Annotated in this window: 30 protein-coding genes, 1 tRNA gene and 1 riboswitch; of the genes, 18 read left to right on the forward strand and 13 right to left on the reverse strand. The window is 64.4% G+C overall.

The window, feature by feature from the left end; all coding sequences use genetic code 11:
• Positions 1-136 precede the first annotated feature (136 nt).
• Together dapF and mtaB are read left to right on the forward strand one after the other, a co-directional pair.
• Entirely contained in the window at positions 137-979 is an 843-nt protein-coding gene (gene dapF / locus AC2FM3_RS06665) for a diaminopimelate epimerase (RefSeq protein WP_496680103.1), read from the forward strand.
• On the forward strand, positions 976-2,232 hold the full coding sequence (gene mtaB / locus AC2FM3_RS06670; RefSeq protein WP_496680105.1) for a tRNA (N(6)-L-threonylcarbamoyladenosine(37)-C(2))-methylthiotransferase MtaB: 1,257 nt from the start codon (positions 976-978) through the stop codon (positions 2,230-2,232). The genes dapF and mtaB overlap by 4 nt, the downstream gene beginning before the upstream one ends.
• Here the strand turns inward: mtaB and AC2FM3_RS06675 are convergent.
• The 6 genes from AC2FM3_RS06675 to petA form a co-directional block, all read right to left on the reverse strand.
• Positions 2,214-2,762, reverse strand: coding sequence for a helix-turn-helix transcriptional regulator (locus tag AC2FM3_RS06675; protein ID WP_496680107.1), 549 nt, complete (start codon positions 2,760-2,762; stop codon positions 2,214-2,216). The genes mtaB and AC2FM3_RS06675 overlap by 19 nt on opposite strands.
• Positions 2,759-3,334 (reverse strand): cytochrome b/b6 domain-containing protein, encoded by a 576-nt coding sequence (locus tag AC2FM3_RS06680; RefSeq protein ID WP_496680108.1) that lies wholly within the window; start codon positions 3,332-3,334, stop codon positions 2,759-2,761. The genes AC2FM3_RS06675 and AC2FM3_RS06680 overlap by 4 nt, the downstream gene beginning before the upstream one ends.
• Before the next feature lie 8 nt (positions 3,335-3,342).
• Positions 3,343-3,591, reverse strand: a complete 249-nt coding sequence (locus AC2FM3_RS06685; RefSeq protein ID WP_496680109.1) for a PepSY domain-containing protein — start codon at positions 3,589-3,591, stop codon at positions 3,343-3,345.
• 210 nt (positions 3,592-3,801) lie between these two features.
• Positions 3,802-4,587, reverse strand: a complete 786-nt coding sequence (locus AC2FM3_RS06690; protein WP_496680110.1) for a cytochrome c1 — start codon at positions 4,585-4,587, stop codon at positions 3,802-3,804.
• A gap of 18 nt (positions 4,588-4,605) precedes the next feature.
• The gene (petB, locus tag AC2FM3_RS06695) at positions 4,606-5,937 is read right to left on the reverse strand and encodes a cytochrome b (protein ID WP_496680111.1); all 1,332 of its coding nucleotides are present in this window, start codon (positions 5,935-5,937) and stop codon (positions 4,606-4,608) included.
• A gap of 12 nt (positions 5,938-5,949) precedes the next feature.
• Positions 5,950-6,510 (reverse strand): ubiquinol-cytochrome c reductase iron-sulfur subunit, encoded by a 561-nt coding sequence (petA, locus tag AC2FM3_RS06700; protein ID WP_496680112.1) that lies wholly within the window; start codon positions 6,508-6,510, stop codon positions 5,950-5,952.
• A gap of 473 nt (positions 6,511-6,983) precedes the next feature.
• On the opposite strand from petA, the gene AC2FM3_RS06705 reads away from it, so the two are divergent.
• Positions 6,984-7,427, forward strand: coding sequence for a c-type cytochrome (locus AC2FM3_RS06705; protein ID WP_496680113.1), 444 nt, complete (start codon positions 6,984-6,986; stop codon positions 7,425-7,427).
• A 12-nt stretch (positions 7,428-7,439) separates the two neighbouring features.
• Here AC2FM3_RS06705 and AC2FM3_RS06710 read toward each other — a convergent pair whose 3' ends face one another.
• Positions 7,440-8,054 carry an FMN-binding negative transcriptional regulator gene (locus AC2FM3_RS06710; protein WP_496680114.1) on the reverse strand — a complete coding sequence of 205 codons (615 nt, stop codon included), beginning with the start codon at positions 8,052-8,054 and terminating at the stop codon, positions 7,440-7,442.
• A gap of 54 nt (positions 8,055-8,108) precedes the next feature.
• Positions 8,109-8,263, forward strand: a riboswitch (FMN riboswitch).
• A gap of 117 nt (positions 8,264-8,380) precedes the next feature.
• Here AC2FM3_RS06710 and AC2FM3_RS06715 point away from each other — a divergent pair.
• The 5 genes from AC2FM3_RS06715 (at position 8,381) to cobO (ending at position 12,298) form a co-directional block, all read left to right on the forward strand.
• Complete coding sequence (locus AC2FM3_RS06715) at positions 8,381-8,821, forward strand: 6,7-dimethyl-8-ribityllumazine synthase (protein WP_496680116.1); 441 nt, start codon at positions 8,381-8,383, stop codon at positions 8,819-8,821.
• Positions 8,822-8,915: 94 nt separating this feature from the next.
• On the forward strand, positions 8,916-10,016 hold the full coding sequence (aroC, locus tag AC2FM3_RS06720; protein WP_496680117.1) for a chorismate synthase: 1,101 nt from the start codon (positions 8,916-8,918) through the stop codon (positions 10,014-10,016).
• The gene (locus AC2FM3_RS06725; RefSeq protein ID WP_496680119.1) at positions 10,000-10,674 is read left to right on the forward strand and encodes an HD domain-containing protein; all 675 of its coding nucleotides are present in this window, start codon (positions 10,000-10,002) and stop codon (positions 10,672-10,674) included. Before aroC ends, AC2FM3_RS06725 begins: the two co-directional genes overlap by 17 nt.
• 32 nt (positions 10,675-10,706) lie before the next feature.
• On the forward strand, positions 10,707-11,642 hold the full coding sequence (locus AC2FM3_RS06730; RefSeq protein WP_496680121.1) for a DMT family transporter: 936 nt from the start codon (positions 10,707-10,709) through the stop codon (positions 11,640-11,642).
• 56 nt (positions 11,643-11,698) lie between these two features.
• The gene (cobO, locus tag AC2FM3_RS06735; RefSeq protein ID WP_496680123.1) at positions 11,699-12,298 is read left to right on the forward strand and encodes a cob(I)yrinic acid a,c-diamide adenosyltransferase; all 600 of its coding nucleotides are present in this window, start codon (positions 11,699-11,701) and stop codon (positions 12,296-12,298) included.
• A gap of 59 nt (positions 12,299-12,357) precedes the next feature.
• On the opposite strand, the gene AC2FM3_RS06740 is transcribed toward cobO, so the two are convergent.
• Positions 12,358-13,224 carry a branched-chain amino acid aminotransferase gene (locus tag AC2FM3_RS06740; protein ID WP_170340845.1) on the reverse strand — a complete coding sequence of 289 codons (867 nt, stop codon included), beginning with the start codon at positions 13,222-13,224 and terminating at the stop codon, positions 12,358-12,360.
• Positions 13,225-13,382: 158 nt separating this feature from the next.
• On the opposite strand from AC2FM3_RS06740, the gene AC2FM3_RS06745 reads away from it, so the two are divergent.
• From AC2FM3_RS06745 to AC2FM3_RS06775, 7 genes are all read left to right on the forward strand, one after another.
• Entirely contained in the window at positions 13,383-13,895 is a 513-nt protein-coding gene (locus AC2FM3_RS06745) for a MarR family winged helix-turn-helix transcriptional regulator (protein ID WP_170391323.1), read from the forward strand.
• Positions 13,892-14,593, forward strand: a complete 702-nt coding sequence (locus AC2FM3_RS06750) for a response regulator (RefSeq protein ID WP_496680125.1) — start codon at positions 13,892-13,894, stop codon at positions 14,591-14,593. Before AC2FM3_RS06745 ends, AC2FM3_RS06750 begins: the two co-directional genes overlap by 4 nt.
• 69 nt (positions 14,594-14,662) lie before the next feature.
• Complete coding sequence (locus AC2FM3_RS06755; protein WP_496680126.1) at positions 14,663-15,589, forward strand: histone deacetylase family protein; 927 nt, start codon at positions 14,663-14,665, stop codon at positions 15,587-15,589.
• On the forward strand, positions 15,586-15,828 hold the full coding sequence (locus tag AC2FM3_RS06760) for an exodeoxyribonuclease VII small subunit (protein WP_496680127.1): 243 nt from the start codon (positions 15,586-15,588) through the stop codon (positions 15,826-15,828). The genes AC2FM3_RS06755 and AC2FM3_RS06760 overlap by 4 nt, the downstream gene beginning before the upstream one ends.
• The gene (locus AC2FM3_RS06765; protein WP_496680129.1) at positions 15,828-16,694 is read left to right on the forward strand and encodes a polyprenyl synthetase family protein; all 867 of its coding nucleotides are present in this window, start codon (positions 15,828-15,830) and stop codon (positions 16,692-16,694) included. The genes AC2FM3_RS06760 and AC2FM3_RS06765 overlap by 1 nt, the downstream gene beginning before the upstream one ends.
• A gap of 15 nt (positions 16,695-16,709) precedes the next feature.
• A complete protein-coding gene (gene dxs, locus AC2FM3_RS06770) occupies positions 16,710-18,638 on the forward strand; it encodes a 1-deoxy-D-xylulose-5-phosphate synthase (RefSeq protein WP_496680131.1) in 1,929 nt (642 codons plus the stop codon).
• 209 nt (positions 18,639-18,847) lie between these two features.
• Positions 18,848-18,923: transfer RNA gene (locus AC2FM3_RS06775), tRNA-Thr, on the forward strand.
• 91 nt (positions 18,924-19,014) lie between these two features.
• Here AC2FM3_RS06775 and AC2FM3_RS06780 read toward each other — a convergent pair.
• The 5 genes from AC2FM3_RS06780 to AC2FM3_RS06800 all read right to left on the reverse strand — a co-directional run bounded on the left by AC2FM3_RS06780 (position 19,015) and on the right by AC2FM3_RS06800 (position 22,860).
• On the reverse strand, positions 19,015-19,179 hold the full coding sequence (locus tag AC2FM3_RS06780) for a hypothetical protein (RefSeq protein ID WP_496680133.1): 165 nt from the start codon (positions 19,177-19,179) through the stop codon (positions 19,015-19,017).
• On the reverse strand, positions 19,180-19,473 hold the full coding sequence (locus AC2FM3_RS06785; protein ID WP_496680134.1) for an ABC transporter permease: 294 nt from the start codon (positions 19,471-19,473) through the stop codon (positions 19,180-19,182).
• A 359-nt stretch (positions 19,474-19,832) separates the two neighbouring features.
• On the reverse strand, positions 19,833-21,371 hold the full coding sequence (locus AC2FM3_RS06790) for a tripartite tricarboxylate transporter permease (protein ID WP_496680135.1): 1,539 nt from the start codon (positions 21,369-21,371) through the stop codon (positions 19,833-19,835).
• A 10-nt stretch (positions 21,372-21,381) separates the two neighbouring features.
• On the reverse strand, positions 21,382-21,813 hold the full coding sequence (locus AC2FM3_RS06795; RefSeq protein ID WP_496680137.1) for a tripartite tricarboxylate transporter TctB family protein: 432 nt from the start codon (positions 21,811-21,813) through the stop codon (positions 21,382-21,384).
• Between the two features lie 78 nt (positions 21,814-21,891).
• Positions 21,892-22,860, reverse strand: a complete 969-nt coding sequence (locus AC2FM3_RS06800; RefSeq protein ID WP_496680139.1) for a Bug family tripartite tricarboxylate transporter substrate binding protein — start codon at positions 22,858-22,860, stop codon at positions 21,892-21,894.
• Between the two features lie 159 nt (positions 22,861-23,019).
• Between AC2FM3_RS06800 and AC2FM3_RS06805 the strand changes: the two genes are divergently transcribed.
• The 3 genes from AC2FM3_RS06805 to AC2FM3_RS06815 all read left to right on the forward strand — a co-directional run.
• Positions 23,020-23,691 carry a response regulator transcription factor gene (locus AC2FM3_RS06805; protein ID WP_496680140.1) on the forward strand — a complete coding sequence of 224 codons (672 nt, stop codon included), beginning with the start codon at positions 23,020-23,022 and terminating at the stop codon, positions 23,689-23,691.
• The gene (locus AC2FM3_RS06810) at positions 23,684-25,081 is read left to right on the forward strand and encodes a sensor histidine kinase (RefSeq protein ID WP_496680142.1); all 1,398 of its coding nucleotides are present in this window, start codon (positions 23,684-23,686) and stop codon (positions 25,079-25,081) included. The genes AC2FM3_RS06805 and AC2FM3_RS06810 overlap by 8 nt, the downstream gene beginning before the upstream one ends.
• Positions 25,078-25,641 (forward strand): ABC transporter substrate-binding protein (locus AC2FM3_RS06815; RefSeq protein WP_496680143.1); only part of this gene is annotated, 564 nt, incomplete at its 3' end. The genes AC2FM3_RS06810 and AC2FM3_RS06815, both read left to right, overlap by 4 nt.

Consider the following 25,641-nt stretch of genomic DNA (forward strand, 5'->3'; position numbering starts at 1 on the left):
CACCGCGTTCCGCCTGAAATCAGTGTGTTCCCGGCGTCCCGATAGGCGGCCTAATTAGGGTTGAGGCGGCGGGGGGTCAACCCCTTTTTTCAGGAATCTTCGCGCCGGGCTGGATTCATGTCTGCGGCAAGGCTATATGCCCGCCATGCAACAGCGACCCGACACTGGTTTGCCCTTCATGAAGATGCACGGGCTTGGCAATGACTTCGTCATTGTGGACGCGCGCGCGCATCCGGTGCAGATCACGCCGGCGCTGGCGCGCGGGATCGGACACCGGCAATTCGGGGTCGGATTCGACCAGCTGGCCGTCATCGAAAACGGCGAATCGGATGCGCATCTGGTGTTCTACAATGCCGACGGGTCGATCTCGGCCACCTGCGGCAACGCCACCCGCTGCATCGCCCGGTTCCTGATGCAGGAAAGCGGCAAATCCGAACTGACGCTGACCACCAGCCACGGCACGCTGCTGGCGCGGGACGCAGGCGACGGGCTGACCTCGGTCAACATGGGGCACCCGCAGCTGGACTGGGCCGATATTCCGTTGGCCGAAGAAGTGGATACGCTGGAACTGCCGATCGAAGGCGGACCGGTGGCCACCGGCATGGGCAACCCGCATTGCACCTTCTTCGTCGAAGACGCCGAGGCGATTCCGCTGGAGGAATTCGGCGCGCGCTATGAGCATCACCCGCTCTATCCGCAGCGCACCAATGTGCAAATCGCCCAGATCATCGGCCCGGATCACATCCGCATGCGGGTGTGGGAGCGTGGCGTGGGCATCACGCTGGCCTCGGGCTCGTCGTCGTGTGCCACGGCCGTGGCGGCGGCGCGGCGTGGCCTGACCGGGCGCAAGGTGCAGATCGAGCTGGACGGCGGCACCATCTGGATCGACTGGCGCGAGGACGGCGTCTGGATGACCGGCCCCACCTGCCATGTCTTCTCGGGCACGCTGACGCCCGAATTCCTGAGGACGCTGGGATGAACCCGCCGAAATTCACCACGCTGGGCTGCCGGCTCAACGCCTACGAGACCGAGGCGATGAAAGAGCTGTCGCAACAGGCCGGGCTGACGGATGCGGTGATCGTGAACACCTGCGCCGTCACCGCCGAGGCCGTGCGCAAGGCCCGGCAGGAGATCCGCAAGCTGCGCCGCGAGAACCCGAATGCGCGCCTGATCGTGACCGGCTGCGCGGCGCAGACCGAACCGCAGACCTTTGCCGAAATGGCCGAGGTCGATGCGGTGATCGGCAACACGGAAAAGATGCGCCCCGAGACCTGGAAAGGCATGGCCGCCGATTTCATCGGCGAGACCGAGACCGTGCAGGTCGACGACATCATGTCGGTCACCGAAACCGCCGGCCACCTGATCGACGGATTCGGCACCCGCTCGCGCGCCTATGTGCAGGTCCAGAACGGCTGTGACCATCGTTGCACCTTCTGCATCATCCCCTATGGCCGCGGCAACTCGCGCAGCGTCCCGGCGGGCGTGGTGGTGGACCAGATCAAGCGGCTGGTGGACCGGGGCTATAACGAGGTCGTGCTGACTGGCGTCGACCTGACATCCTGGGGGGCCGACCTGCCCGCAAGCCCCAAGCTGGGCGATCTGGTCATGCGCATCCTGAAACTGGTGCCCGATCTGCCGCGCCTGCGCATCAGCTCGATCGATTCGATCGAGGTGGACGAGAATCTGATGCAGGCCATCGCGACCGAGCCGCGCCTGATGCCGCATCTGCACCTGTCCCTGCAGCATGGCGACGACCTGATCCTGAAACGGATGAAGCGCCGCCACCTGCGCGACGATGCCATCCGATTCACCGAAGAGGTCCGCAAGCTGCGCCCCGAGATCACCTTTGGCGCCGACATCATCGCGGGCTTTCCGACGGAAACCGAGGCGCATTTCCAGAACTCGCTGAAACTGGTGACCGACTGCGACCTGACCTGGCTGCACGTCTTTCCCTATTCCAAACGCGAAGGCACCCCCGCCGCGCGCATTCCGCAGCAGGTCAACGGCGCCGTCATCAAGGATCGTGCCGCGCGGCTGCGGGCGGCCGGCGACGCGCAGGTTGCCAAGCACTTGGCGGCACAGCTGGGCAAGACCCATCACATCCTGACGGAGAATCCCCACATGGGCCGGACCGAGCAGTTCACCGAGGTTTCATTCACGACTCCGCAACCCGAAGGACAGATCGTGACGGCCCGGATCATCGGACTGGATGGTCAACGGCTGACCGCCTGACCGGCGTCCCCGGTTGGGGTATCATTGGCCAGAAGCTCTTCGAAGAACACGCTGATCAACCGGGCCCGGCCATCCACACCTGCCTTGGCATAAATTGACGCGGATTGCGCGCGCACGGTTCCGACCGCCCGGCCCCGGATACGCGCGATGTTTTCGTTGTCGAATCCTTTGAGGATCAGCAGGCCAACGTCACGTTCCGCGCCGGTCAGGCCCCAGCGATCAAAGAAGCCATCGATCACTTGGGCCAATTCCCCCCGTGCCACGCGCAAGCCCTGCCTTGCCTGCTCCATCCGAACCAGCAGCGCCCGCAGTTCGACCATCAGAACCCAGATTCCAGCGCCCAGAACAACCGCAACGAAGGTTTCCAGCGCCAGATGCGTCGGGTGCCCGCCCGCATCGAAATCGAGAATGACATCGATCAGAAAGAACGTGGCACACAAGACCTGGACAATGATCATCGCGGTCAGAATCTTGGCCCGGCGCACATCCGTATCCCCGGGCCAAAGAGTTTCGAGAATGTGTTTCTTCATTTTGTCGAAATTCCATCAGGAATGTTCTTGCTTCCTGTTATCATGGCTTTGACCAAAGCAACACCGGTCCTGCGCTGGTCCAGCACAACCCCGCAGACGTGCAGTACGACCGAGACCATCAGCCAGTTGAACGCAAGCTCGTGCAGTTCTTCGACCCATTCGAACCCAAAGAACCGAACGGTGCCCATCATGATCCCCGTGATGCAGATCACAATCAGCGTGGCCCAGATGTTGTAGGCCATCCACGCCCCCAGCGGGTTGTGCGACAGGTGAACGGTCCGGTCTCCACGCAGGATCTCGCCCGTATGGGCCAGCGCGGCCCGGGGGTTGGGCGGAAACGCCGTGAACCGCGCCGTCTGGACCCCCAGAAAACCCCAGACAAGCCGCAACAAGACAAGACCCAGGGTGGCATATCCAATGATTTCATGCAGGTCCCCTTCGGGGTCCGTGACGACCGCATTCAACAACACACCGGCCAGCACAGACCAGTGAATCACGCGCACCAACGGGTCCCAAACGTGCACCAGGCGGACGCTGTCGCGCCCACCTTCGGCCAGGTTGAAACCGGGCATGTCCGACTTCACCCCTTGACCTTCGAGACCTTGCCGGTTGCCGGATCCACATAGACCTCGGCCATTTCGCCGTCCTTGACGACATAGGCTTCGATCTCGCCGTCTTCCTCTTCGATCTTGCGCACGTCATAGCCAAGCTCGATCAGTGCGCTGCGCACGGCGTCTTCGGTTTTGCCAAGTTCCATGTCGGGCGCCAGATCGGCGGCCAGCGCGGGGGCGGCAACAAGCAAAGCGGCTGCGATGAAAGGGAATTTCATGTGGTGGTCTCCTCGGTTCAGGTGAACGCGCCATGCAGTCCGGCGCTAAACGGAAACTGCCGGCAGGTGGCACGCGGCACCATATTCTTTGGGCTTAGATGGCCGGGATAAGCCGACGCTGACGGCAGGAACCCGCCAACGGACCGGCAAGAAAAAGGGCCCCGCACGATGCGCGGGGCCCTTGGTGTCTTTGGTATGGTCCCTGACGGATCAGGCGGATTTCTTACCCTTGACCGGCGCCCACAGGCGCTTGTTCACCAGGTACAACAGCACCGACAGGATGGTCAGGAACAGCACGCCGACAAAGCCGGCTTGCTTGCGCTCCATCATCTTCGGCTCGGCCGTCCACATCAGGAACGCAGCAACGTCCTGTGACATGGATTCGACGGTGGCTTCGTGACCATCGGCGAATTCGACCTGATCGTCCGACAGGGGCGGGGCCATCGAGATCCAGCCGCCGGGGAAGGCAGTGTTTTCATACAGAACCGTGCCGGCCTCTTCCTTTTCCTTGCCGGTATAACCGTCCAGCAACGAGGCGATGTATTCCGCACCACCCATGCCCTTGACCAGCTGGTTGATTCCCAGACCGTAAGGCCCGTGGAAGCCCGCACGCGCCTTGGCCATCAGGCTCAGGTCTGGTGCGCCCACACCGTCATTTTCGGGGAAATGGTCTGTCGGTTTGGCCGGACGGAAATCGTCCAGCTCGGGGTCGAACACCTCAAAGGTTCCAGCCGCATAGGCGATGACTTCTTCTTCCGAGTAACCCAACGCCGTAAGATCGCGCAGCGGCACGTATTTCAGGCCGTGGCAGGCCGCGCAGACCTCGGTATAGATCTGCAGGCCGCGCTGCAGCTGGTTCTGATCCCAGGTGCCGAATGGCCCTTCGAACGAGAACGCGAAGTCTTCGATGTGCTGTTCGCCGCCCCCGGCTGCGGAAACCGCAGCAGGAGCAAGAGCGATGGCAAACGCGGCGCCGATTGCAAGTTTCTTGAACATGGTTTCCCGTCCCTCTTCTTACTCGGCCGGCGTGGCTTCGGCGTCAGCCTTGCCGTAATGCGCGTTGAAGTCTTCTTCGATGGTTTCCGGCTGCGGCTCGGGCTTCTCGATCACGCCGAGGATCGGCAGGATCACGAAGAAATAGGCGAACCAGTAGGCGGAGGCGATCAGCGAGAAGGTCGCATAGGGTTCCTCTGCGGGCATGGCTCCCAGCCACATCAGGGCAAAGAAGTCGATGACCAGAAGGTAGAACCACCACTTGAACATGGGGCGGTACTTGCCCGACCGCACACTCGAAGTGTCCAGCCAGGGCGCCAGCGCCATGGCCAGGATTGCACCGAACATCGCCAGAACACCAAAGAACTTGGCGTCGATGATGCCACCGGTGATGAAACTGGCGAACTGCACGACCCATACTTCACTGGTGAAGGCACGCAGGATCGCGTAGAACGGCAGGAAGTACCATTCGGGCACGATGTGCGCGGGCGTAACCAGCGGGTTGGCTTCGATGTAGTTGTCCGGGTGGCCCAGGTAATTCGGCATGAAGCCGACGATTGCCCAGAACACGACCAGCACGACAGCCAGCGCAAACAGGTCCTTGATCACGAAATAGGGCCAGAACGGCAAGGTGTCTTTCTCGGCCTCTGCTTTCGATCCACGACGAACCTCAACCCCGGTGGGGTTGTTGTTGCCGGTGGTGTGGAAGGCCCAGACATGCACGATGACCAGCCCCGCAATCACGAAGGGCAGCAGGTAATGCAGCGAGAAGAAACGGTTCAGCGTGGCGTTGTCCACGGCGGGTCCGCCCAGCAGCCAGGTCTGGATCGCGTCGCCAACGAAGGGGATCGCGCCAAACAGGCCGGTGATCACGGTTGCGCCCCAGAAGGACATCTGCCCCCAAGGCAGAACATAGCCCATGAAGGCGGTGGCCATCATCAGCAAATAGATCAGCATGCCGATGATCCAGGTCACCTCGCGCGGGGCCTTGTAGGAACCGTAGTACAGACCGCGGAAAATGTGGATATAGACGGCCACAAAGAACAGCGAGGCGCCGTTCATGTGCAGGTACCGCAACATGAAGCCGCCATTTACGTTGCGCATGATGTGTTCAATGCTGGCAAAGGCCAGATCGACATGCGGGGTGTAGTGCATCACCAGGACGATACCCGTGATGATCTGCAGTGCCAGGCAGAAGACCAGCACAATCCCCCAGATCCACATCCAGTTCAAGTTCTTGGGTGTGGGAATCAAGAGGGTGTCGTAAAGAAGGCCGACGATGGGCAGGCGGCTGTTCAGCCACTTTTCGCCCTTGGTCTTCGGCTCGTAATGGTCGTGCGGGATACCGGACATCAGCGCGCCTCCTTAACCCAGCTTGATGGTGGTTTCGTCGAGGAACTCGGCAACCGGAACATGCAGGTTCTCGGGGGCCGGGCCCTTGCGGATGCGGCCCGCGGTGTCATAGTGCGACCCGTGGCACGGGCAGAACCAGCCTTGGAAGTCGCCTGCACCGTCACCCAGCGGCACACAGCCCAGATGAGTGCACACCCCCATCATCACCAGCCATTCGCCAGCCTCGTCCAGAGTGCGGTTCTCGTCTGTGGCCGGCAGGCCAGGCTTGTTGGCGTTGCGGTCAATCGGATCCGGCAACTCGTCCAGCGACACTTCGCGCGCCAGCTGGATTTCTTCTTCGGTACGGCGGCGGATGAACACCGGCTTGCCCAGCCATTTGACGGTGATCTGGGTGCCGACCTCGACACCGCTGACATCCACGCGGATCGAGGACAGCGCCTGAACGTCCGCCGAGGGGTTCATTTGGTTGATCAGGGGCCATACGGCGGCACCCGTCGCAACGACACCTGCGCCGCCGGCGGCGTAGTAGAGGAAATCTCTGCGGGTGCCTTCGTGGTCTTCTGCGTGGGACACGAGGTTTTCTCCGATTCCAGCGCCCGGCTTTCGGGCAAACATGCATCAGCACCGCATCAAAGCGGCGTCTCATCGCGGGTATCTAGCCGGGAGAAAACGGTTCGTCCAGCGGTCATAGGCGCGCACTACGCCGCATCTGGGCATTCATGTCACAATGCGGGGGTCATTTTTCAAGAACTTTGCCCCGAAACGGCGGAAATCCCTGGGTGAACGCGCGAATCACGCGGCAGGCGAATCCCGGGGCGTCGTCGCTCCGGCCGGGCGGTGATCCGGGCCCGCGCACAATGAGCGCCGGGCATCACCATACGGACCGGCAGGCCCTCGAGCATCCGGGGCAGTGGCCGACCGAGAATCCGCCAAATTTTTATTTTCAAGTCATTTTTTCAACAACCATGGCGCGCATTTTTGGGTTGCGGACCAGTCAGATTTGACGCAATTCGGCGCGCGCGCGAACGCAGTGATCGAGGAGTCCCATGACATTATTCAGAACCGCCGTCCTGCTGGTCACGGTCGCCGCCACCCATCAAGCCTGGGCTGAAGGCGACCCCGCGCGCGGCGAGAAACTCTACAACCGCTGCTCGTCCTGCCACGCCATCATCAAGGATGGCGAGGTTCTGGTCAAAGGCGGCATCACGGGCCCGAATCTCTATGGCGTGGTCGGCAGGACCGCAGGAACCGAAAACGATTATCTGAACGGCAGTGAACGGCTGCCCATCGGCATGTTCACCGATGACATGATCCGCGCTGGTGAAAACGGCCTGGTCTGGACGCAAGAGAACATCGCCGCCTACGCCCGCGACCCGATCGGGTTCATCCGGGACTTCCTGAACGACGACACCGCCCGCCCGAACATGAGCATCAAGCTGAAGCAAGGCGCCGAGGATATCGCCGCCTATCTGGCGACGTTCAGCGACTGAAGCGTAATCGGATCAGACTTCGCGCATGAGGGCGGCCAGTTGACCAAGCTCGGTGCCGATCCCGTATTGCTCGACATGCCCGGCGGCGGCCAGCCGCGCCGCCTCGGGCTTGTTCTGGTTCAGTTTCCAGGTGCCGTCGATCTGAGTGATCTGCAACCGGCAGGGCACGATCATGCGCATCATGCGCTCCAGCGCTGCCGGGTCCATCTTGTCGGCGCACCAGAGCGGCTTGGGCTTCAGCCGCTCTTCGAAAAAGGCCGATTGCCGATCCAGAAGATCGCTCAGCCGGTCCTGGGGCTGCAATTCCAGCCAGCCGGTCAGGTGGACCGCCACATAGTTCCATGTGGGCACCTGATCCGCGACCCCGTACCAATCGGGCGAAACATAGCCGTCGGGCCCCTGAACCGCGATCCGCGCCACCTTCGGGTCGGCCAGCGCCCGCACGATCGGGTTCGACCTCACCAGATGCAGCTCGGCCACCGCGCCATCCTCGGACAGCAGAAAGGGCACATGGCTGATCAATGGCGGGCCGTCAGCGGACAGCGCCAGTACGCCGAACCCCCGGCTGCGGGCAAACTCCACATGGCGCGCGCGGTCCTCGGCGCGAAAGGCTGGGTTGGGGTGCATGGCCGTCCTCCTGTCGACAGGTCTTGCAGATCGCGCGTGCGCTTGGCAAGGTCGCGCCGTTCTCAGGGCGGGGCGGAATTCCCCACCGGCGGTATGCGGGCCCAGGCCCGCCAGCCCGCGAGCGGCTCTGCCATCCAACCGGCAGAGTGTCAGCAGATCTGGTGAGAGGCCAGAGCCGACGGTTACAGTCCGGATGAAAGAGAACGAGCAGCGCGCCCCGCCAAGGGCGCGACTGTCCGTGATCGCCTTGGGTGACGTGTCATGCCGCGCTGGCAGCGAAACCGTTCGCATCCGCCAGCAGGCCACCAAGCTGAAAGGAGATCATGATGACACACACCCGCTATGCCTTCGTCAAAGCCAACTGGCATTCCGATATCGTCGACCGCGCGCTGGACGGATTTCTGGAGCTGATCCCCACCGATCAGGTCGATGTGTTCGACGTGCCGGGCGCGTTCGAAATGCCCCTGCTGGCCCGCGACCTGGCCCAGACGGGCCGCTATGCCGCCGTGGCCTGCGCGGCCTTTGTCGTCGATGGCGGCATCTACCGGCACGATTTCGTGGCGCAGGCCGTCGTTGACGGGCTGATGCGCGCAGGGCTCGAAAGCGGCGTGCCGGTCCTGTCGGTGTCGCTGACGCCGCACCAGTACCAGGAAACCGACCATCACACCGCCATCTACCGCGCGCATTTCGTGGAAAAAGGGCGCGAGGCAGCCCGGGCGGCGCTGAAAATCGTCGAAACCCGCGCCGCACTGACCCGTGCGGCCTAGGCACACTGGGTTGGGGCAGCGATGCCCCGACCGCAAATCCGCTTGAGGCGGCAGGCTCTCGCCGTTAATCACGACCCTCAAAGGAGCATGCCCCATGTCGATGAACAGCTTTGGACACCTTTTCCGCGTCACCACCTGGGGTGAAAGCCACGGCCCCGCGCTGGGCGCCACGGTCGATGGCTGCCCGCCCGGCGTCCCGATCGACGAGGGCATGATCCAGCACTGGCTGGACAAGCGCAAACCGGGCCAGAACAAGTTCACCACCCAGCGGCGCGAGCCCGATCAGGTGAGAATCCTGTCGGGCGTGTTCGAAGGCCAGACCACCGGCACGCCCGTCCAGCTGATGATCGAGAACACCGATCAACGCTCGAAGGATTACGGGGACATCATGGAAAAGTTCCGCCCCGGCCATGCTGACATCACCTATTGGCAGAAATACGGCATCCGCGACTATCGCGGCGGCGGGCGCAGTTCGGCCCGCGAAACGGCGGCGCGGGTGGCCGCGGGCGGGCTGGCGCGCGAGGCGATCAAGCAGATCGCGCCCAACGTCCAGATCACCGGCTACATGACCCAGATCGGCCCGCACCGGATCGACCGGGCCAACTTTGATTGGGCGCAGATCGAACAGAACCCGTTCTGGACCCCAGATGCAAAAGCCGCCGAGGACTGGGCAGCCTATCTGGACGATTTGCGCAAATCCGGCAATTCGGTCGGCGCGGTGGTCGAAGTGGTGGCGCGCGGCGTCCCCGCGGGCCTCGGCGCGCCGGTCTATGGCAAGCTCGACACCGATCTGGCCGCGGCGATGATGTCGATCAACGCTGTCAAGGGCGTGGAAATCGGCGAAGGCATGGCCGCCGCCGAGCTGACCGGCGAGGCCAATGCCGACGAGATCTTCATGGGCCAGGACGGCCCGCAATACAGCTCGAACCACGCGGGCGGCATCTTGGGCGGCATCTCGACCGGGCAGGACATCGTGGTACGTTTCGCGGTCAAGCCCACCTCATCGATCCTGACCACGCGCAAGACCATCACCAAATCGGGCGAAGAGACCGAGATCATCACCAAGGGCCGCCACGACCCCTGCGTCGGCATCCGCGCCGTGCCGGTGGGCGAAGCGATGATGGCCTGCGTGATCTTGGATCACCTGCTGCTGCATCGCGGCCAGATCGGTGAAAACCGTGGACGGATTGGCTGAGCTGCGCGACCGCCTGCGCGCGGTCGTCGCGCAGCGGATGATCACCGACCCGGCCCATGACTTGGCCCATCTAGACCGTGTCTGGGTCAATGCCCGCACCATCGCCGATGCGCAAACCGACAGGACCGTACTGCTGGCGGCCTGCTATCTGCACGATCTGGTCAACCTGCCCAAGAACGACCCCGACCGGCACCTGGCCTCGCGCCGGTCGGCCGAAGAATCCGAGCCTGTTCTGCGGGAACTAGGCCTGAGCGATGCCCAGATCGCCGCCACCCGCCACGCGATCGAGGCGCACAGTTTTTCCGCCAACATCCCGCCCGAGACGCCCGAGGCGCGCATCCTGCGCGATGCCGACCGGCTGGATGCGCTGGGCGCTATCGGGATCGCGCGGAATTTCTCGGTGTCCGGCGCTTTGGGGCGGACGCTCTATGATCCGGCCGATCCGTTCGCAGCCCACCGGCCGCTGGACGATCTGCACTATTCGATCGACCACTGGAAGGTGAAGCTGCTGGCCCTGCCCGACGACATGCTGACCGAGGCCGGACGGCAGATCGCGCAGCAACGGGTCCGGCGCATGATCCGGTTTCTGACCGAATTCGCCGAAGAGATCGGCAGCCCCCTGCCCGACAGCTGGACACGCCCCAATCCGACCCGTTGATCTTTGCCGCGCAAAGGCGCAGGCTCGCGCCGATGGCCCAATCCCTGACCTCTCACCGCCCCGTGCTTGCCGTGACGCTGAAACTCAGCGCCCTGTTCCTGTTCACGGCGATGTCGGCGCTGGTCAAGGCGCTGTCAGCCGATTTCCCGCCGGGCCAGATGGTTTTTTTTCGTTCCTTGTTCGCGGTGCCGGTGATCGTGGCCTGGCTGATCTCGCGCGGGGAACTCGCGCAGGGCTTTGTCGTCAGGAAGCCCATGGGCCATTTCTGGCGCGGAGTGCTGGGCACCACCGCCATGGGTCTGACCTTTACCGGGCTCAGCCTGCTGCCCCTGCCCGAGGTTACGGCGATCGGCTATGCCACCCCGATCTTCACCCTGATCCTGGCGGCGCTGCTGCTGGGCGAGCGCATCCGCCTGATCCGCATCGGCGCGGTGGCGATCGGGCTTTTGGGCGTGCTGATCATGATCTGGCCGCGGCTGGGCTCGGCCGATCTGGGCACCGGCGCCACGATCGGCGCGCTGTGCGTGCTGGGCGCGACCGTGGCCCGCGGCTTCGTGCAGATCCACATTCGGCAATTGGTGCAGGTCGACCATCCCGCCGCGATCGTCTTCTATTTCTCGATGACCGCCACGCTGCTGTCGGCGCTGACCGTGTTCTGGGGCTGGACCGCGCCCACCCTGAACCAGCTGCTGATACTGATCACGATGGGGTTGATCGGCGGCGTCGCGCAGATTCTGGTGACCTCGTCCTACCGGTTCGGGCAGGCCTCGATGCTGGCGCCCTATGACTATACATCGATGCTGTTTGCCATCTTCATCGGCTATGTCTGGTTTGACGAACTGCCGACCCTGGCGATCCTGCTGGGGGCGGCGCTGGTGATCGCCGGCAATGCGGTGGTGATCTGGCGCGAACACCAGCTGGGTCTGGAACGCGGCAAGGCGCGGTCGCTGACCGATCACAAACCCTGACTTTACCTTTCGCGCCCATCGCCTAGGTTGGCGCGGACAATCAACGAGGTTTTGCCATGAGCGACGCACAGGACCACAAACAGAAGATGCAACAGGTGCAGGCCCAGCACCGCAAGAAAGTGTCCGAGGCCGTGGATCCCGGCCGCGGGCTGGTGCTGATCAACACCGGCAAGGGCAAGGGCAAATCCTCGGCCGCGTTCGGCGTGGTGATCCGCGCATTGGGCTGGGGCCAGAAGGTCGCCGTGGTGCAGTTCATCAAGGGCAAATGGAAGACCGGCGAGCGGCGGTTCTTCGAAGAGCGCGAACTGGTCACCTGGCACACGATGGGCGAAGGCTTCACCTGGGACACCCAGGACCGCGACCGCGACATCGCCGCCGCCACCGCCGCCTTCGACAAGGCGCGCGACCTGATGGCCAGCGGCGACTATGACCTTGTGGTGCTGGACGAGATCAACATCGCCCTGCGCTATGAATATCTGTCGGTGTACGCGGTGATCGAGGGGCTGAAGGCGCGCTCGGACCGGACCAGCGTGTTTCTGACCGGGCGCGACGCGCCGCAGGCGCTGCGCGACTATGCCGATCTGGTCACCGAAATGACCGAAGAAAAGCACCCGTTTCAGGCCGGCATCAAGGCCCAGCGCGGCATCGATTTCTGAATATTTCGACGCGAAAGAAAAAACGGACGCCCGTCAACGGCGCCCGTTTTTCGTATGCATCAGCTGCGGACCAGCTGTTCGTAGTCGTTGGCGATCTCGCGGGTCAGGTCGCCGACCTCGAAAGTGTACTCGCCGATCTGGCCCACCGGCGTGACCTCGGCCGCGGTGCCGGTCAACCAGCACTGTTCGAAATCGGCCATCTCCTCGGGCAGGATGTGGCGTTCGTGTACGGTGATGCCTTTGTCTTTCAGCATCTGGATCACCGTCTGGCGGGTGATGCCGTTCAGGAAGCAGTCGGCCAGCGGCGTATGCACTTCGCCATCCTTTACGAAAAACACGTTGGCGCCGGTCGCCTCGGCCACATAGCCGCGGTAATCCATGAACAAGGCATCGGAACAGCCCTTGGCCTCGGCCTTGTGCTTGGAGATGGTGCAGATCATGTACAGCCCCGCCGCCTTGGCATGGACCGGGATGGTTTCCGGGCTGGGCCGCTTCCACTCGGCGATGTCCAGCTTGGCGCCCTGCATCTTGGCATCGCCATAATAGGCGCCCCAGGGCCAGACCGCGATGGCCATGCGCACCGGGTTGCGCGCCGAGGCCACGCCCATATCCTCGCCCGAGCCGCGCCAGACCAGCGCGCGCACGTAAGCGTCCTTGAGGCCGCTTTTCTCGAGCGTTTCGGCCTTGGCCGCCTCGATCTGATCAACCGTGTAAGGCATCGGCATGTCCAGCGCCTCGGCCGATTTGATCAACCGCTCGGAATGTTCGCGGCTTTTGAAGATCTTGCCGTTATAGGCACGCTCGCCCTCGAAGACCGAGCTGGCATAGTGCATCGCATGGGTCAGGACATGCACCTTGGCATCGCGCCAGGGCACAAATTCGCCATCCATCCAGATGACACCGTCACGATCGTCATATCCCGCCATCCGAAACCTCCTGACCCGGGTCACATTTCCGATTGTTGCGCCACTTAGGTCCGACCCGGACACAAAATTGCGCAAAAACTGCGATTCGATACCTGTCCGCCCTTGGAATGTCAATAACGCTGACTTAAAGTCGGGGCGTGTAACGAATGAGGCCCGATATGTCCGAGATCCGCCCCGCCCCGGTCTTTGGCGGAGAAAGCCTGTTGTTTCTGACAGATGAACAGCTTCGGCAGGGGATCGAGGCGATGTTCTTTGCCTATCGCGGCTTTACCGCCGACCCCGACCGCATTCTGAGCGAAATGGCCTATGGCCGGGCGCATCACCGGGCGATCCATTTCATCAACCGTGCGCCGGGCACCACGGTGAACAACCTGCTGGCGATCCTGGGGGTGACCAAGCAGTCGCTGAACCGGGTGCTGCGCACGCTGATCGACGACGGCCTTGTCGAGAGCCGGGTCGGCACCGTCGACAAGCGCGAACGCCACCTGTACCTGACTGAAAAGGGCAAGGCGCTCGAGGCGCAGCTGTCGGACGCCCAGCGCGCCCGGATGCGCGCGGCCTACAAGGAAGCCGGCCCCGAGGCGGTTGCCGGGTTCCGCAAGGTTCTTGAAGCGATGATGGATGCTGATATGCGTCGGGCTTACACGAAACTGCGGGATTCAACTTCATGAGCGACGTGGACGCCCATCTTCTGATCGTCGATGACGACGAACGCATCCGTGATCTGCTCAAGAAATTCTTGATGCGCAGCGGATTTCTTGTGACCGCGGCGCGTGATGCCGCCCATGCGCGGCGGGTCCTGTCGGGGCTGGATTTCGACCTGATCGTGATGGATGTGATGATGCCGGGCGAGGATGGTGTCAGCCTGACCCGTGCCCTGCGCGAGACGCATGACACGCCGATTCTGCTGCTGACGGCACGCGGCGAGACCGAGCACCGGATCGCCGGGTTGGAAGCCGGAGCAGACGATTACCTGGCCAAGCCGTTCGAACCCAAGGAACTGCTGCTGCGGATCAACGCAATCCTGCGGCGGATGCCGGAAACCACATCGCAGGACACGGCCACCAAGATCCTGCATTTGGGGCCGATCCGCTATGACATCGAACGCGGCGAGATGTGGCAGGGCGAAGAGCCGGTGCGGCTGACCGCCACCGAAAGCCAGTTGATGAAGATCTTTTCGGCCCAGCCGGGCGAGCCGATCAGCCGGTCGAAGCTGGTCGAGGATCTGGGGCGCGACAAGGGGCAGGCGCAGGAGCGTGCGGTGGACGTGCAGATCACGCGCCTGCGCCGCAAGATCGAGCAAGACCCCAAGCAGCCGCGCTATCTGCAGACGGTGCGGGGCGCGGGCTATATGCTGGCGCCGGATTGATTTTGCCGCTGCGCGGCGATTCTTGCCTTCGGCGAGGATATTTGTTGGCCAGATGAACAGGGGACAGCCATGAAAACTGCACTTCTGACCCATGCAGATTGCCTCGGGCATGTCACACCAGATGGTCACCCCGAGCGCGTCGCGCGGCTGGAGCACATCCTGCACGTGCTGCAACCGCTGGATCTGAACAGGGTGACGGCGCCGCTGGCGGCGGATGACGACCTGCTGCGCATCCATCCCGAAAGCTACATCCGCAGCATCCGCGATGCGCGGCCGGCGGAGGGATTTACGCAGATCGACGCCGACACCTTCATGTCGCCCGGCTCGGTGGACGCGGCCTATCGCGCGGCGGGGGCGGTGGTTCGTGCCGTGGACATGGTGCTGGGCGGAGAGGCCCGCAACGCGTTCTGCGCGATCCGCCCCCCCGGGCATCACGCCGAGACCGCGACAGCCATGGGGTTCTGCCTGTTCGGAAACGCAGCGCTGGCGGCGAAACACGCGCTGGACCATCATGGTCTGGCCCGCGTGGCGGTGGTGGATTTCGACGTTCACCATGGCAACGGCACGCAGGACATTCTGTGGGACGAGCCGCGGGCGCTGGTCATCACAAGCCAGCAGATGCCACTCTGGCCAGGAAGCGGGCGACCTGATGAAACCGGTGCGCATGGCAACGTGCTCAACCTGCCCTTGGCGCCAGGCACGGGCGGCGCGGAAATGCGGGCGGCGTGGCGTGACAAGGCGTTCCCGCGGCTGCGCAGCTTCCGCCCCGAGTTGATCGTGATCTCTGCCGGGTTCGATGCCCACAAGGAGGATCCGCTCGCCAATCTGAACTGGGAAACCGAGGATTTCGCCTGGATCACCGCCGAGCTCTGCGCCATTGCCGATGAGGTCTGTGACGGCCGTATCGTCTCGACTCTGGAAGGTGGGTATGATCTGAACGCACTGGCCAAAGCCACACGCGCCCATGTTGAAGAACTGATGAAGGCAGCCCGATGACCGAGACCCCCGTTGAACAGATGACATTCGAGCAGGCGATGAAAGAGCTGGAGGCCGTGGTCGGCCAACTGGAGCGCGGCGACGTGGCGCTGGACCAGTCGATCGCCCTGTACGAGCGCGGCGCCAAGCTGAAGAAACGCTGCGAGGAAGAGCTGAAGCGCGCCGAGGAGAAAGTGGCCGCCATCACGCTGGATGCCGATGGTCAGCCCACCGGGACGACCCCTGTCGAAGGTCTGTAATGTTTTCCGAAAGGCTGGCGCAGGATGCGGCGCTGATCCAGGCGCAGTTCGATCTGATTCTGGGTGCGCTGGACGATGTCGATGTCACCCGGGCGATGGCCTATGCCACGCAGGGCGGCAAGCGGCTGCGCGGATTTCTGGTGCTGGAAAGCGCCCGACTGCACGGAATGGATGAGACCTGCGCGATCTGGCCCGCGATCGGGATCGAGGCGCTGCACGCCTATAGCCTCGTGCATGACGATCTGCCCTGCATGGACGATGACGACCTGCGCCGCGGCCGCCCGACCGTGCACAAGCAATGGAACGATGGCATCGCGGTTCTGGCTGGCGACGCTTTGCAGGCGCTGGCATTCGAGCTGTGCGCCCGCCCCGAAGTGGGGCCGGCCGAGATTCGCGCCGACCTGACCCTGACGCTGGCGCAGGCGGCAGGCGCGCAGGGCATGGTGCTGGGGCAGGCGCTGGACATTGCGGCCGAGACGGCGCAGCAACCGCTCTCGCTGGAGGACATCACCCGGTTGCAGGCCGGCAAGACCGGCGCGCTGATCGAATGGTCGGCCTGTGCCGGGGCCCGGTTGGCCGGAGAGGACGTCCAACGCATGCGTCAATATTCCCGCGCGCTGGGCCTTGCCTTTCAAATTACCGACGACATCCTTGATGTGGAGGGTGACAGCGAAAAGGCGGGCAAACGATTGCAGAAGGACGCACAGGCGGGCAAGGCGACGTTCGTATCCCTGCTGGGCCTCGACGCCGCCAAGGCCCGCGCGACCGAGCTGGTCGAGCAGGCCTGCGGCGCGCTGGACGGCTACGGACCGCAGGCCGAAACCTTGAAGGAAGCCGCCCGCTTCGTTATTGCGCGTGAAAGCTGAACCGTAAGGGATGCCATGTCAGACCGTCCGAACACCCCGCTTCTGGACCTTGTGAACCGCCCGGCGGATCTCAAGCAGTTTTCGGACGCGCAGTTGCATCAGCTGGCAAACGAGTTGCGGGCCGAGACGATCTCGGCCGTGTCGGTGACCGGCGGGCACCTGGGCGCGGGTCTGGGCGTAGTTGAGCTGACCGTGGCCCTGCACGCGGTGTTCGACACGCCGCGCGACAAGATCATCTGGGATGTCGGGCACCAGTGCTATCCCCACAAGATCCTGACCGAGCGGCGCGACCGTATCCGCACCCTGCGCCAGAAAGGCGGCCTCAGCGGGTTCACCAAACGCAGCGAAAGCCCCTATGACCCATTCGGCGCGGCGCACAGTTCGACCTCGATCAGCGCGGCGCTGGGCTTTGCCGTGGCCCGCGACCTGGGCGGGGTCACACCCGAGGGGCTGGGCGACGCGATCGCGGTGATCGGCGACGGGTCGATGTCGGCCGGCATGGCCTTCGAGGCGATGAACAACGCCGGCCACCTGAAAAAACGCCTGATCGTGATCCTGAACGACAACGAGATGAGCATCGCCCCGCCCGTGGGTGCGATGTCAAACTATCTCTCGCGCATCTATGCCGAAGAGCCGTTCCACGATCTGAAAGCAGCGGCCAAGGGGGCGGTGTCTCTGCTGCCCGAACCGTTCCGCGAAGGCGCCAAGCGCGCCAAAGAAATGCTCAAAGGAATGGCGGTGGGCGGCACCCTGTTCGAAGAGCTGGGATTCTCCTATGTTGGCCCGATCGACGGGCATGACCTGGACCAGCTACTGCCGGTTCTGCGCACGGTCAAGGCGCGGGCGACCGGGCCAATACTGATCCACGCGCTGACCAAAAAGGGCAAGGGCTATGCCCCGGCCGAGCAGGCCCGGGACAAGGGCCATGCCACCGCCAAGTTCGACGTGGTCACCGGCAAGCAGCAGAAGGCGCCGTCGAACGCGCCGTCCTACACCTCGGTCTTCGGCAAGACCCTGGTGGACGAGGCCAGCCGCGACGACAAGATCGTGGCGGTGACCGCGGCGATGCCCGACGGTACCGGGCTAAACCTGTTCGCCGAACGCTACCCATCGCGCTGTTTCGACGTGGCGATTGCCGAGCAGCACGGGGTCACCTTCTCGGCCGCGCTGGCGGCGGGCGGGTTGAAACCGTTCTGCGCGATGTATTCCACGTTTTTGCAGCGCGGCTATGACCAGGTGGTGCACGACGTGGCGATCCAGCGCCTGCCAGTGCGCTTTGCCATCGACCGCGCGGGGCTGGTGGGTGCTGATGGCGCGACTCATGCCGGGTCGTTCGACATCGCGTACCTGTCCAACCTGCCGGGCATGGTGGTGATGGCCGCCGCCGACGAGGCCGAGCTGGTGCACATGGTCGCCACAGCCGCCGCCCACGACGACGGCCCCATCGCATTCCGCTATCCGCGGGGCGAGGGCGTGGGGGTCGATCTGCCCGAACGTGGGCAGCTTCTGGAAATCGGCAAGGGCCGCCTGATCCAGTCGGGGGCGCGGGTGGCGATCTTGTCCTTCGGGACGCGCTTGGCCGAAGTGCAGAAGGCCGCAGAATCGCTGGCCGCCCGCGGTATCACCCCGACCATCGCCGACGCCCGGTTCGCCAAGCCGTTGGACCGCGACCTGATCCTGGACCTGGCCGCCAACCACGAGGCGCTGATCACCATCGAGGAAGGCGCCATCGGCGGGTTCGGCAGCCACGTGGCGCAACTGCTGGCGGATGAGGGCGTGTTCGATCGCGGCCTGAAATACCGCTCGATGGTGCTGCCGGACATTTTCATCGACCAGGCCAACCCCGCCGACATGTACGCAGTCGCAGGCATGAACGCCGAGCATATCGAGGCCAAGGTTCTATCGGTGCTGGGTGTGGCTTCGATAGGTGAACGGCGCGCCTGAATCCGGGCGTCTTTCATCAAGCGGCCGATTGCGCCGCGCCACCGACCCAAGGTCGCGGGTCAGGCCGCCAATCGCTCTTGCAAGGCGGCAAGCCTTGGTTTAAGGGACGCCCCGAGGTCGCCTCCACCGACGCGTCGGGTCACAATTGCCCCGGTCGGACAAGGTGCAGGGATCCGCAGGGCCATCACGGCCCATGACGCAAGAAGGATGCCGGTGTAGCTCAGCTGGTAGAGCACGTCATTCGTAATGATGGGGTCGGGGGTTCGAGTCCCTTCACCGGCACCATCCTTCTTTGGACCCAAGAATACTCGGCAGATCGCGCGGTGGGACACATTGGTCTCGGCCATTCCGCAGGACGGTTCGGCTCGGGGCCGGGTCAACGGGCCGAGGGCATCGACTGACGAAACCGGCGCAAGGCCAGCGCGAAGAAGGCCGCCCCCAGACCGGCCATGATCGCCATCTGCGGCCAGACAATCGCAGGACCGCCCCCGCGATAGAGGATGGCCTGGGCAAAACCCACGAAATGGGTCGAGGGAGACACCTACATCGCCATGCGCTGCCAGTCCGGCATGCTTTCCATCGGGGTCGTGCTGCCCGACAGCAGGTTCATCACGATCAGCACCGGCAGCGCCAGCAGGCCGAACTGGGGCATCGACGACGTGAAAGTGGCCAGCAGGATGCCCAACCCGGTCACCGGGGCCAGGTAGATGACGGCCCCCGGCACAAACAGCAGCACCGAGCCCGCAACCGTTCCGTTGATCGTCAGAACCCGGCCCGAAATGACCTGCCCGATCGAAACCGCGTGGTGCAGACAGTGCGCCGACAGGATCCGCATCCACTCGGCTCACCGTTTGTGCAGGCGGGTCGGGCACCAGAAGGTCCTCGTGGCAGTCGGGGCCCCGCAGGGCCGCAAGTTGGGCCTGTGCGTCCGAATTTGGCCCGACAGGCACCATACCCGGAGGCGCGAATTCCAGCGCGGTGACGAGTTGGTGGATGGCCTGACGGTCATCCGGGCGGATCGTCGGCCACTGTTCCAACTCGAGAATCTGCGCTGCCTGTGGCACTGGCTTCGCCTGCTGCCTGCGTCTGCGGACCCGTCCTGCCTAACCTGCACGGGAAAATCGTCAACAGCGCAACCCGACACCCGAGGGCCGCCGCCCGCCCGGATGGGCGGAGGGCGGGATGGCGCGGCGGTCAGTCGCTGATCGCGCCTTCTTCGTCGCGGCGCTGGTGCATCCGGGCCTTGACCCGCGCACCCACGATCAGCGGCAGGATGAAGCCGATCACGGCGATGGTCCACAACCCGATGGACAACGGGCTGTCGATCAGGGTCCACCAGTTGCCATTGTCGATGGTCACGGCGCGGCGCAGGTTGTTCTCCATCGCGTTGCCCAGCAGGGTGCCCAGGATGATCGGGACCAGCGGCACGTCCAGCTTGCGCAGGACCCAGCCCATCACGCCGAACCCGATCATCACCAGCAGATCGAAGGTGGACCCCGAAATGCCGTAGATGCCGACAAAGCTGACCATGGCCACGATCGGCATCAGGATGCGCGACGGGATCATCAGCACGCGGGTGAACAGGCCCACCATCGGGATATTCATGGCCAGCAGCATGAAGTTGGCGATGAACAGCGCGGCCACCAGCCCCCAGACCACATCCGGGTTCTGGGTGAACAGCAGCGGCCCCGGCGTGATGTTCAACGCCAGCAGCACCGCCAGCAGCACCGCCGTGGTGCCCGACCCCGGCACGCCCAGCGCCAGCATCGGCACCAATGCGCCCCCGGCGGCGGCGTTGTTGCCGGCCTCGGGCGCGGCCACGCCGCGCGGATCGCCGGTGCCGAAGGTGTTCTCCTTGTCCACCAGCCGCTTTTCCATCGTGTAGGAAATGAACGACCCCAAAGAGGCGCCCGCGCCCGGCAGAACCCCCGCGATGAAGCCCAGAAACGAGGTGCGCAGCATCGTGGGCGTGCAGCTTTTGATCATCGACATCGGCGGATACAGCTTGCCGATGTTCAGCTTGCGGCCCTCGGCATCGGACCCTCCATGGCGATGTTCCAGAAAGATGAACACCTCGGACAGGGCGAACAGGCCGACGATGGCCACCAGAAAATCCAGCCCGTCATACAGATGCACTTCGCCGAAGGTAAAGCGCGGCACGCCGGTCTGGGTGTCCACCCCGATGGTCGCAAGCCCAAGGCCCAGCGCGGCGGCAAAGGCCGATTTCGCCTGGTTGGTCGAAGACACGCCGCCCAACGTCATGAAGGCCAGCGCGAACAGGGCGAAATATTCAGCCGGGCCGAACAGCAGGGCGATCTTGACCAGCTGCGGCGCCAGCACGATTAGGCCCCAGGTCGCCAGGAACGCACCCACGAACGAGGCGATTCCCGACAACGACAGCGCCTCGCCCGCCAGGCCCTTCTTGGCCATGGGGTGCCCGTCAAGACAGGTCATCATCGCGGGCTCGTCACCGGGGATGTTCAGCAGGATCGACGAGATCCGCCCCCCGTACATCGCCCCGTAATAGACACTGGTCAGCAGGATCAGCGAGGGCGTCGCGCCCAGCCCCAGCGTGAAGGCCAGCGGGATCAGGATAGCCACGCCGTTCGACGGGCCCAGCCCCGGCAGCGCGCCCATGACCGTACCCAGAAAGCAGCCCAGCAGGGCCAGCATCAGGTTCTGCCAGGTCAGCGCGATGGCGAACCCATCGCCCAAGGATGCAAGAGTTTCCATGATGCCCCCCCTAGAACCCCAGCGGCCCTTTGGCCAGTGACAGGCCCAGAACCAGGTGGAAAATGACATAGATGCCCAGCGAAGTGCCAATTCCGACAAGGATGCACTCGATCGGGCCCGAACCCAGCCGCCAAGCTAGATAGGTGGCGGCAAAGGCCGTGGCGATGACGAACCCCGCAACCGGCAGCAGTTCGGCATACAGGATCAGAACGACCACGGCGGCGCCGACCTCGACCAGCCGGCCCAGCGCGGGCCATTCGGGTTCGGCATCCGGGCGCAGCGCGATGATGGCGCTGGACACGCCCAGAATGGCGGCGATGATCAAAGGAAAGGCCTTGGGCCCAACGGCATCGGACAGAAAGCTTTCTTCGATCGCCAGGGCGGATATCGCGAATCCGATGGCGAGAAGCAGCCCGACGACCCCGAAGATGCGGTCACTCATCGGTGTCTCCTGTTGTTCGGGATGAAAAAGTGCGGGCGCCACACGGTTGCGGCACCCGCCTGCACGTGAGTGGTGCGGTTACTTGATGATCCCGATCTCTTTCGAGATCGCCTGGATCTGGGCCACCGAGTCAGCGACGAAGTTCTGGAAGTCTTCGCCCTGCAGGTCCAGCGGGGCCAGGCCGTTGGCGGCCATCACTTCTTTCCACTCGTCCGAGGCATAGAGCTGACCGATCTTGGACACCCAGTCATTGTAGGCCTCGTCCGACATGCCGCCGGGGGCATAGAAACCGCGCCAGTTCGCACCGATGGCATCCACACCCTGTTCCTTGGCGGTCGGGAAATCGGCGAATTCGCCAGGCAGACGCTCGGGCGCCAGAACCGCGATCACCTTGATGTCGCCGGAATCCACGAAGCCCTTGGCCTCGGAGATATCGCCGGTGAAGGCCTGGACCGAACCGGCCAGCAGCTGGGTCACCGCCTCGCCGCCGCCGTCAAACGCGATGTATTTGACCGAGCGGACATCGTCGATGCCATAGGCGTTGGCCGCGATCAGCACCTTCAGGTGGTCCCAGCCGCCCACGGCCGAGCCGCCCGCGACCGAAACCGAGGACGGGTCGGCTTTGATCTGGTCCAGCAGCTCGGGCAGGGTATTGACCGGGCTGTCGGCAGCCACGGCGATCACGCCATAATCGGCGCCGATCGCGGCCAGCCAGCGGACCTGATCCATGGTGTTGCCCGGATAGGCGCCCTGGGCCAGACGAGTTGCGGTTGCGGCGCTTGCGGCGACAATCAGTTCGTTGTCGTCATTGCGCTTGTTCACCACCTCGGCAAAGGCCACGCCCCCGCCGCCACCGGCCAGGTTCACCACCTGCATGGTCTGGTCGATCAGGCCCAGATCCTGCAGCGACTTGCCCACCTGACGGCAGGTGAAATCCCATCCCCCGCCCGGGTTGGCCGGAGCGATGCATTCCGCCGCGTTGGCGGCAAAGCCAGTCAGGGCAAAGACTGCGGCGGCTACGACGCCGCCGGTTCCAAACAGTTTCATTCGGTTCTCCTCCTCAGGTCATTCTGGCCGTCTTGTGTGCGGCCGAAACCGATCCCCGCAGGGGCCGCGTGGCGCAGCCCTTTCTTGCAGGTTGGTTTTCTTTACCGAATAATGCTGTCGCGAACCTGTCACGATGCGACGGGCGTTTCGGGGGGGGCCATGCGCGTATTGATGATCGAGGATGCCGAGGATCTGGCCGAGGGCGTCGTGGCCCATCTGGGCCGCTCCGGTGTGGTGTGCGATCTGGCGACCTCGGTCGAGGCGGCCCATGATTTCCGCGCGGTCCAGTCCTATGACGCGATCCTGCTGGACATCAACCTGCCCGACGGGTCGGGCCTGGGCTTTCTGGACCGGATCCGCGCCGCCGGAGACCGCACGCCGGTTCTGATGCTGACCGCGCTGACCGCGGTCGAGGACCGGGTCGCCGCGCTGGACAAAGGGGCCGACGATTACCTGGGCAAACCCTTCGACCAGCGCGAGCTCGAGGCGCGGCTGCGCGCGCTGGTACGCCGCGACGCCGACCGCAAGAGCGAGCAGATCACGCTGGGCCCGCTAGTCTATGCCCCCAAGGACCGAAGCGCCACGCTGGGCGGCAAACGCCTGAACCTGACCGCGCGCGAGGCCGCCGTGCTGGATGCCCTGATCCGGCACGAGGGGCAGTTCCTGTCCAAGGCGCGGCTGTACGACTCACTCTATGGGTTCGAGGATGCCGATGTGGGCGTGAACGCGATCGAGCTGTATATCGCCCGGCTGCGCAAGAAATTCTTGGGTAGCGGCGTGGCCATCACCACCCAGCGCGGGGTCGGGTACCGGATCGGCCTGCATGGTTAGGCCGCCCCTGCCCCACAGCCTGACCGCCCGGGTGCTGAGCGCGGTGATGCTGATCCTTGTTCTGGGCGGCGTGCTGGTCGGCCTGTCGATCTGGGCCAACGGCCGGCTGGCGGCGCGTCAGGCCTATGACAGGCTGCTGCTGGGCGCGGCCAGCGACATCGCCGAATCCGTGCGCATCCAGGACGGCCAGCCCATCGTCGACCTTCCCGTTTCAGCGTTTGAGCTGCTGGCCCAAGCCCCGGATGACCGGATCTATTACGCGGTGCGCGGGCCCGACGGGCGCTTTATCACCGGGCTGGACCCGGACACGGTGATCGCGCCCCCGCAGCCCGTCAACCAGTCGGCCCAGTATTTCGCGGCCGACTTGAACGGGGAACCGGCCCGGTTCGTCCGACTGCCCCGCCTGTTCGCCGAGCGGGACTTTTCCGGCGAAGTCGAAATCGTGGTCGGGCAGACCTTGCTGGCACGGCGCGCGATGACCACCGGCCTGATGCTCGATGCCCTGCTGCCGATGGCGGTGGCCGGCGCGTTGCTGCTGATCATGTCGTGGTTCGTCACCCGTTCGGCGCTGCACCCGCTCGAGGCGATGTCGGATGACCTGATCCGCCGAGACCCCTATGACCTGACGCCCGTGGCCAGCGACCGGCTGCCGCGCGAACTGCAGGTCATGATCGCGGCGATGAATCGGTTCATGGGGCGGCTGGACCGGCAGGTTCTGTCGATGCGCAACCTGATCGCCGACACCGCGCATCAGTTGCGCACCCCAGTCGCAGCGATCCGGGTGCAGGCAGAGATCGCCCAAGCCGACCCCGACAGCCCCGCCGGGCGCCGGGCGCTGGACCGGCTGCTGACCCGTACCCGGTCATTGGGCACGCTACTGGATCAGCTTTTGTCGCGCGCGATGGTCATCCACCGCATCGACAGCGCCCCGCGCCTGCCGGTCGATCTGCGCGAAGTGGCGCTCGAGGCGCTGGAGCAGAGCGACCACGAGGTGATCGCCCCCGGCGTCGAGGTGCATCTGAAAATCGGGGAAGACCCGGTCTGGGTGCGGGGCGATGCGTTTTCGCTGGGCGAAGCCACCAAGAACCTGCTGGGCAACGCGCTCCGCCATGGCAAGGCCCCGGTCAGCATCGGGGCCAGCTTGGACGGTGGCCGCGCCGTTCTGTGGGTGCGCGACAGCGGCCCGGGGCCGGACAAGTCGGTATCCGCCCGGCTGGGCGACCGGTTCAACCGCAACGCAGGCTCGGGCGAGGACAGCAGCGGGCTGGGCCTGTCGATCGTCAAATCCACCGCCGAGGCCTTTGACGGCACCGTCGAGATGACCCGCACCGATGACGGGTTTCGCGTATCGCTCAGCTTTCCGGCGGCCACCGAAGGAACAGGCGCATGATACGGTTTCTGATCCCGCTGGCCCTGTGTCTGCTGATGCCTGCTACCCGCACTGCAGCGCAGGAGGCGGTGACCGAATTCGGCACCGGGCCTGCCCCCCTGCTGGTGCGCTCGACCACGGATATCGGCATCATCCGCCCGGTGATGGAGCAGTTCGCGGTGCAAAACCCCGACCTGACCATCACCTATGAACAATGGGGCTCGAACGCGCTGTTCCAGCACAGCAAGACGGCCTGCAAGACCGGCGACAGCCCGGCGGATGCGGTGTTTTCCTCGGCCGTTCAGCAGATGGTCTGGCTGGTCAATGCCGCCTGCGCCCATCGCTACAGCTCGGCCCTGACGCAGGCGCTGCCCCCGGCCCGGCGCTGGCGGGACGAGCTGTGGGGGATTACCACCGAACCCGCCGTCATCGTCTACAACAAGGACCGTCTGGACGATCTGGAGGTGCCGCGCAGCCGCTTTGCCCTGCTGGACGCGATGCGCACCCGCCCCGACCTGCTGCGCGGCCGGGTAGCGACCTATGACATCGCGGCCTCGGGGCTGGGCTTCCTGTTTGCCTAT

The sequence above is a fragment of the Ruegeria sp. BHSB172 genome, assembly GCF_059613165.1.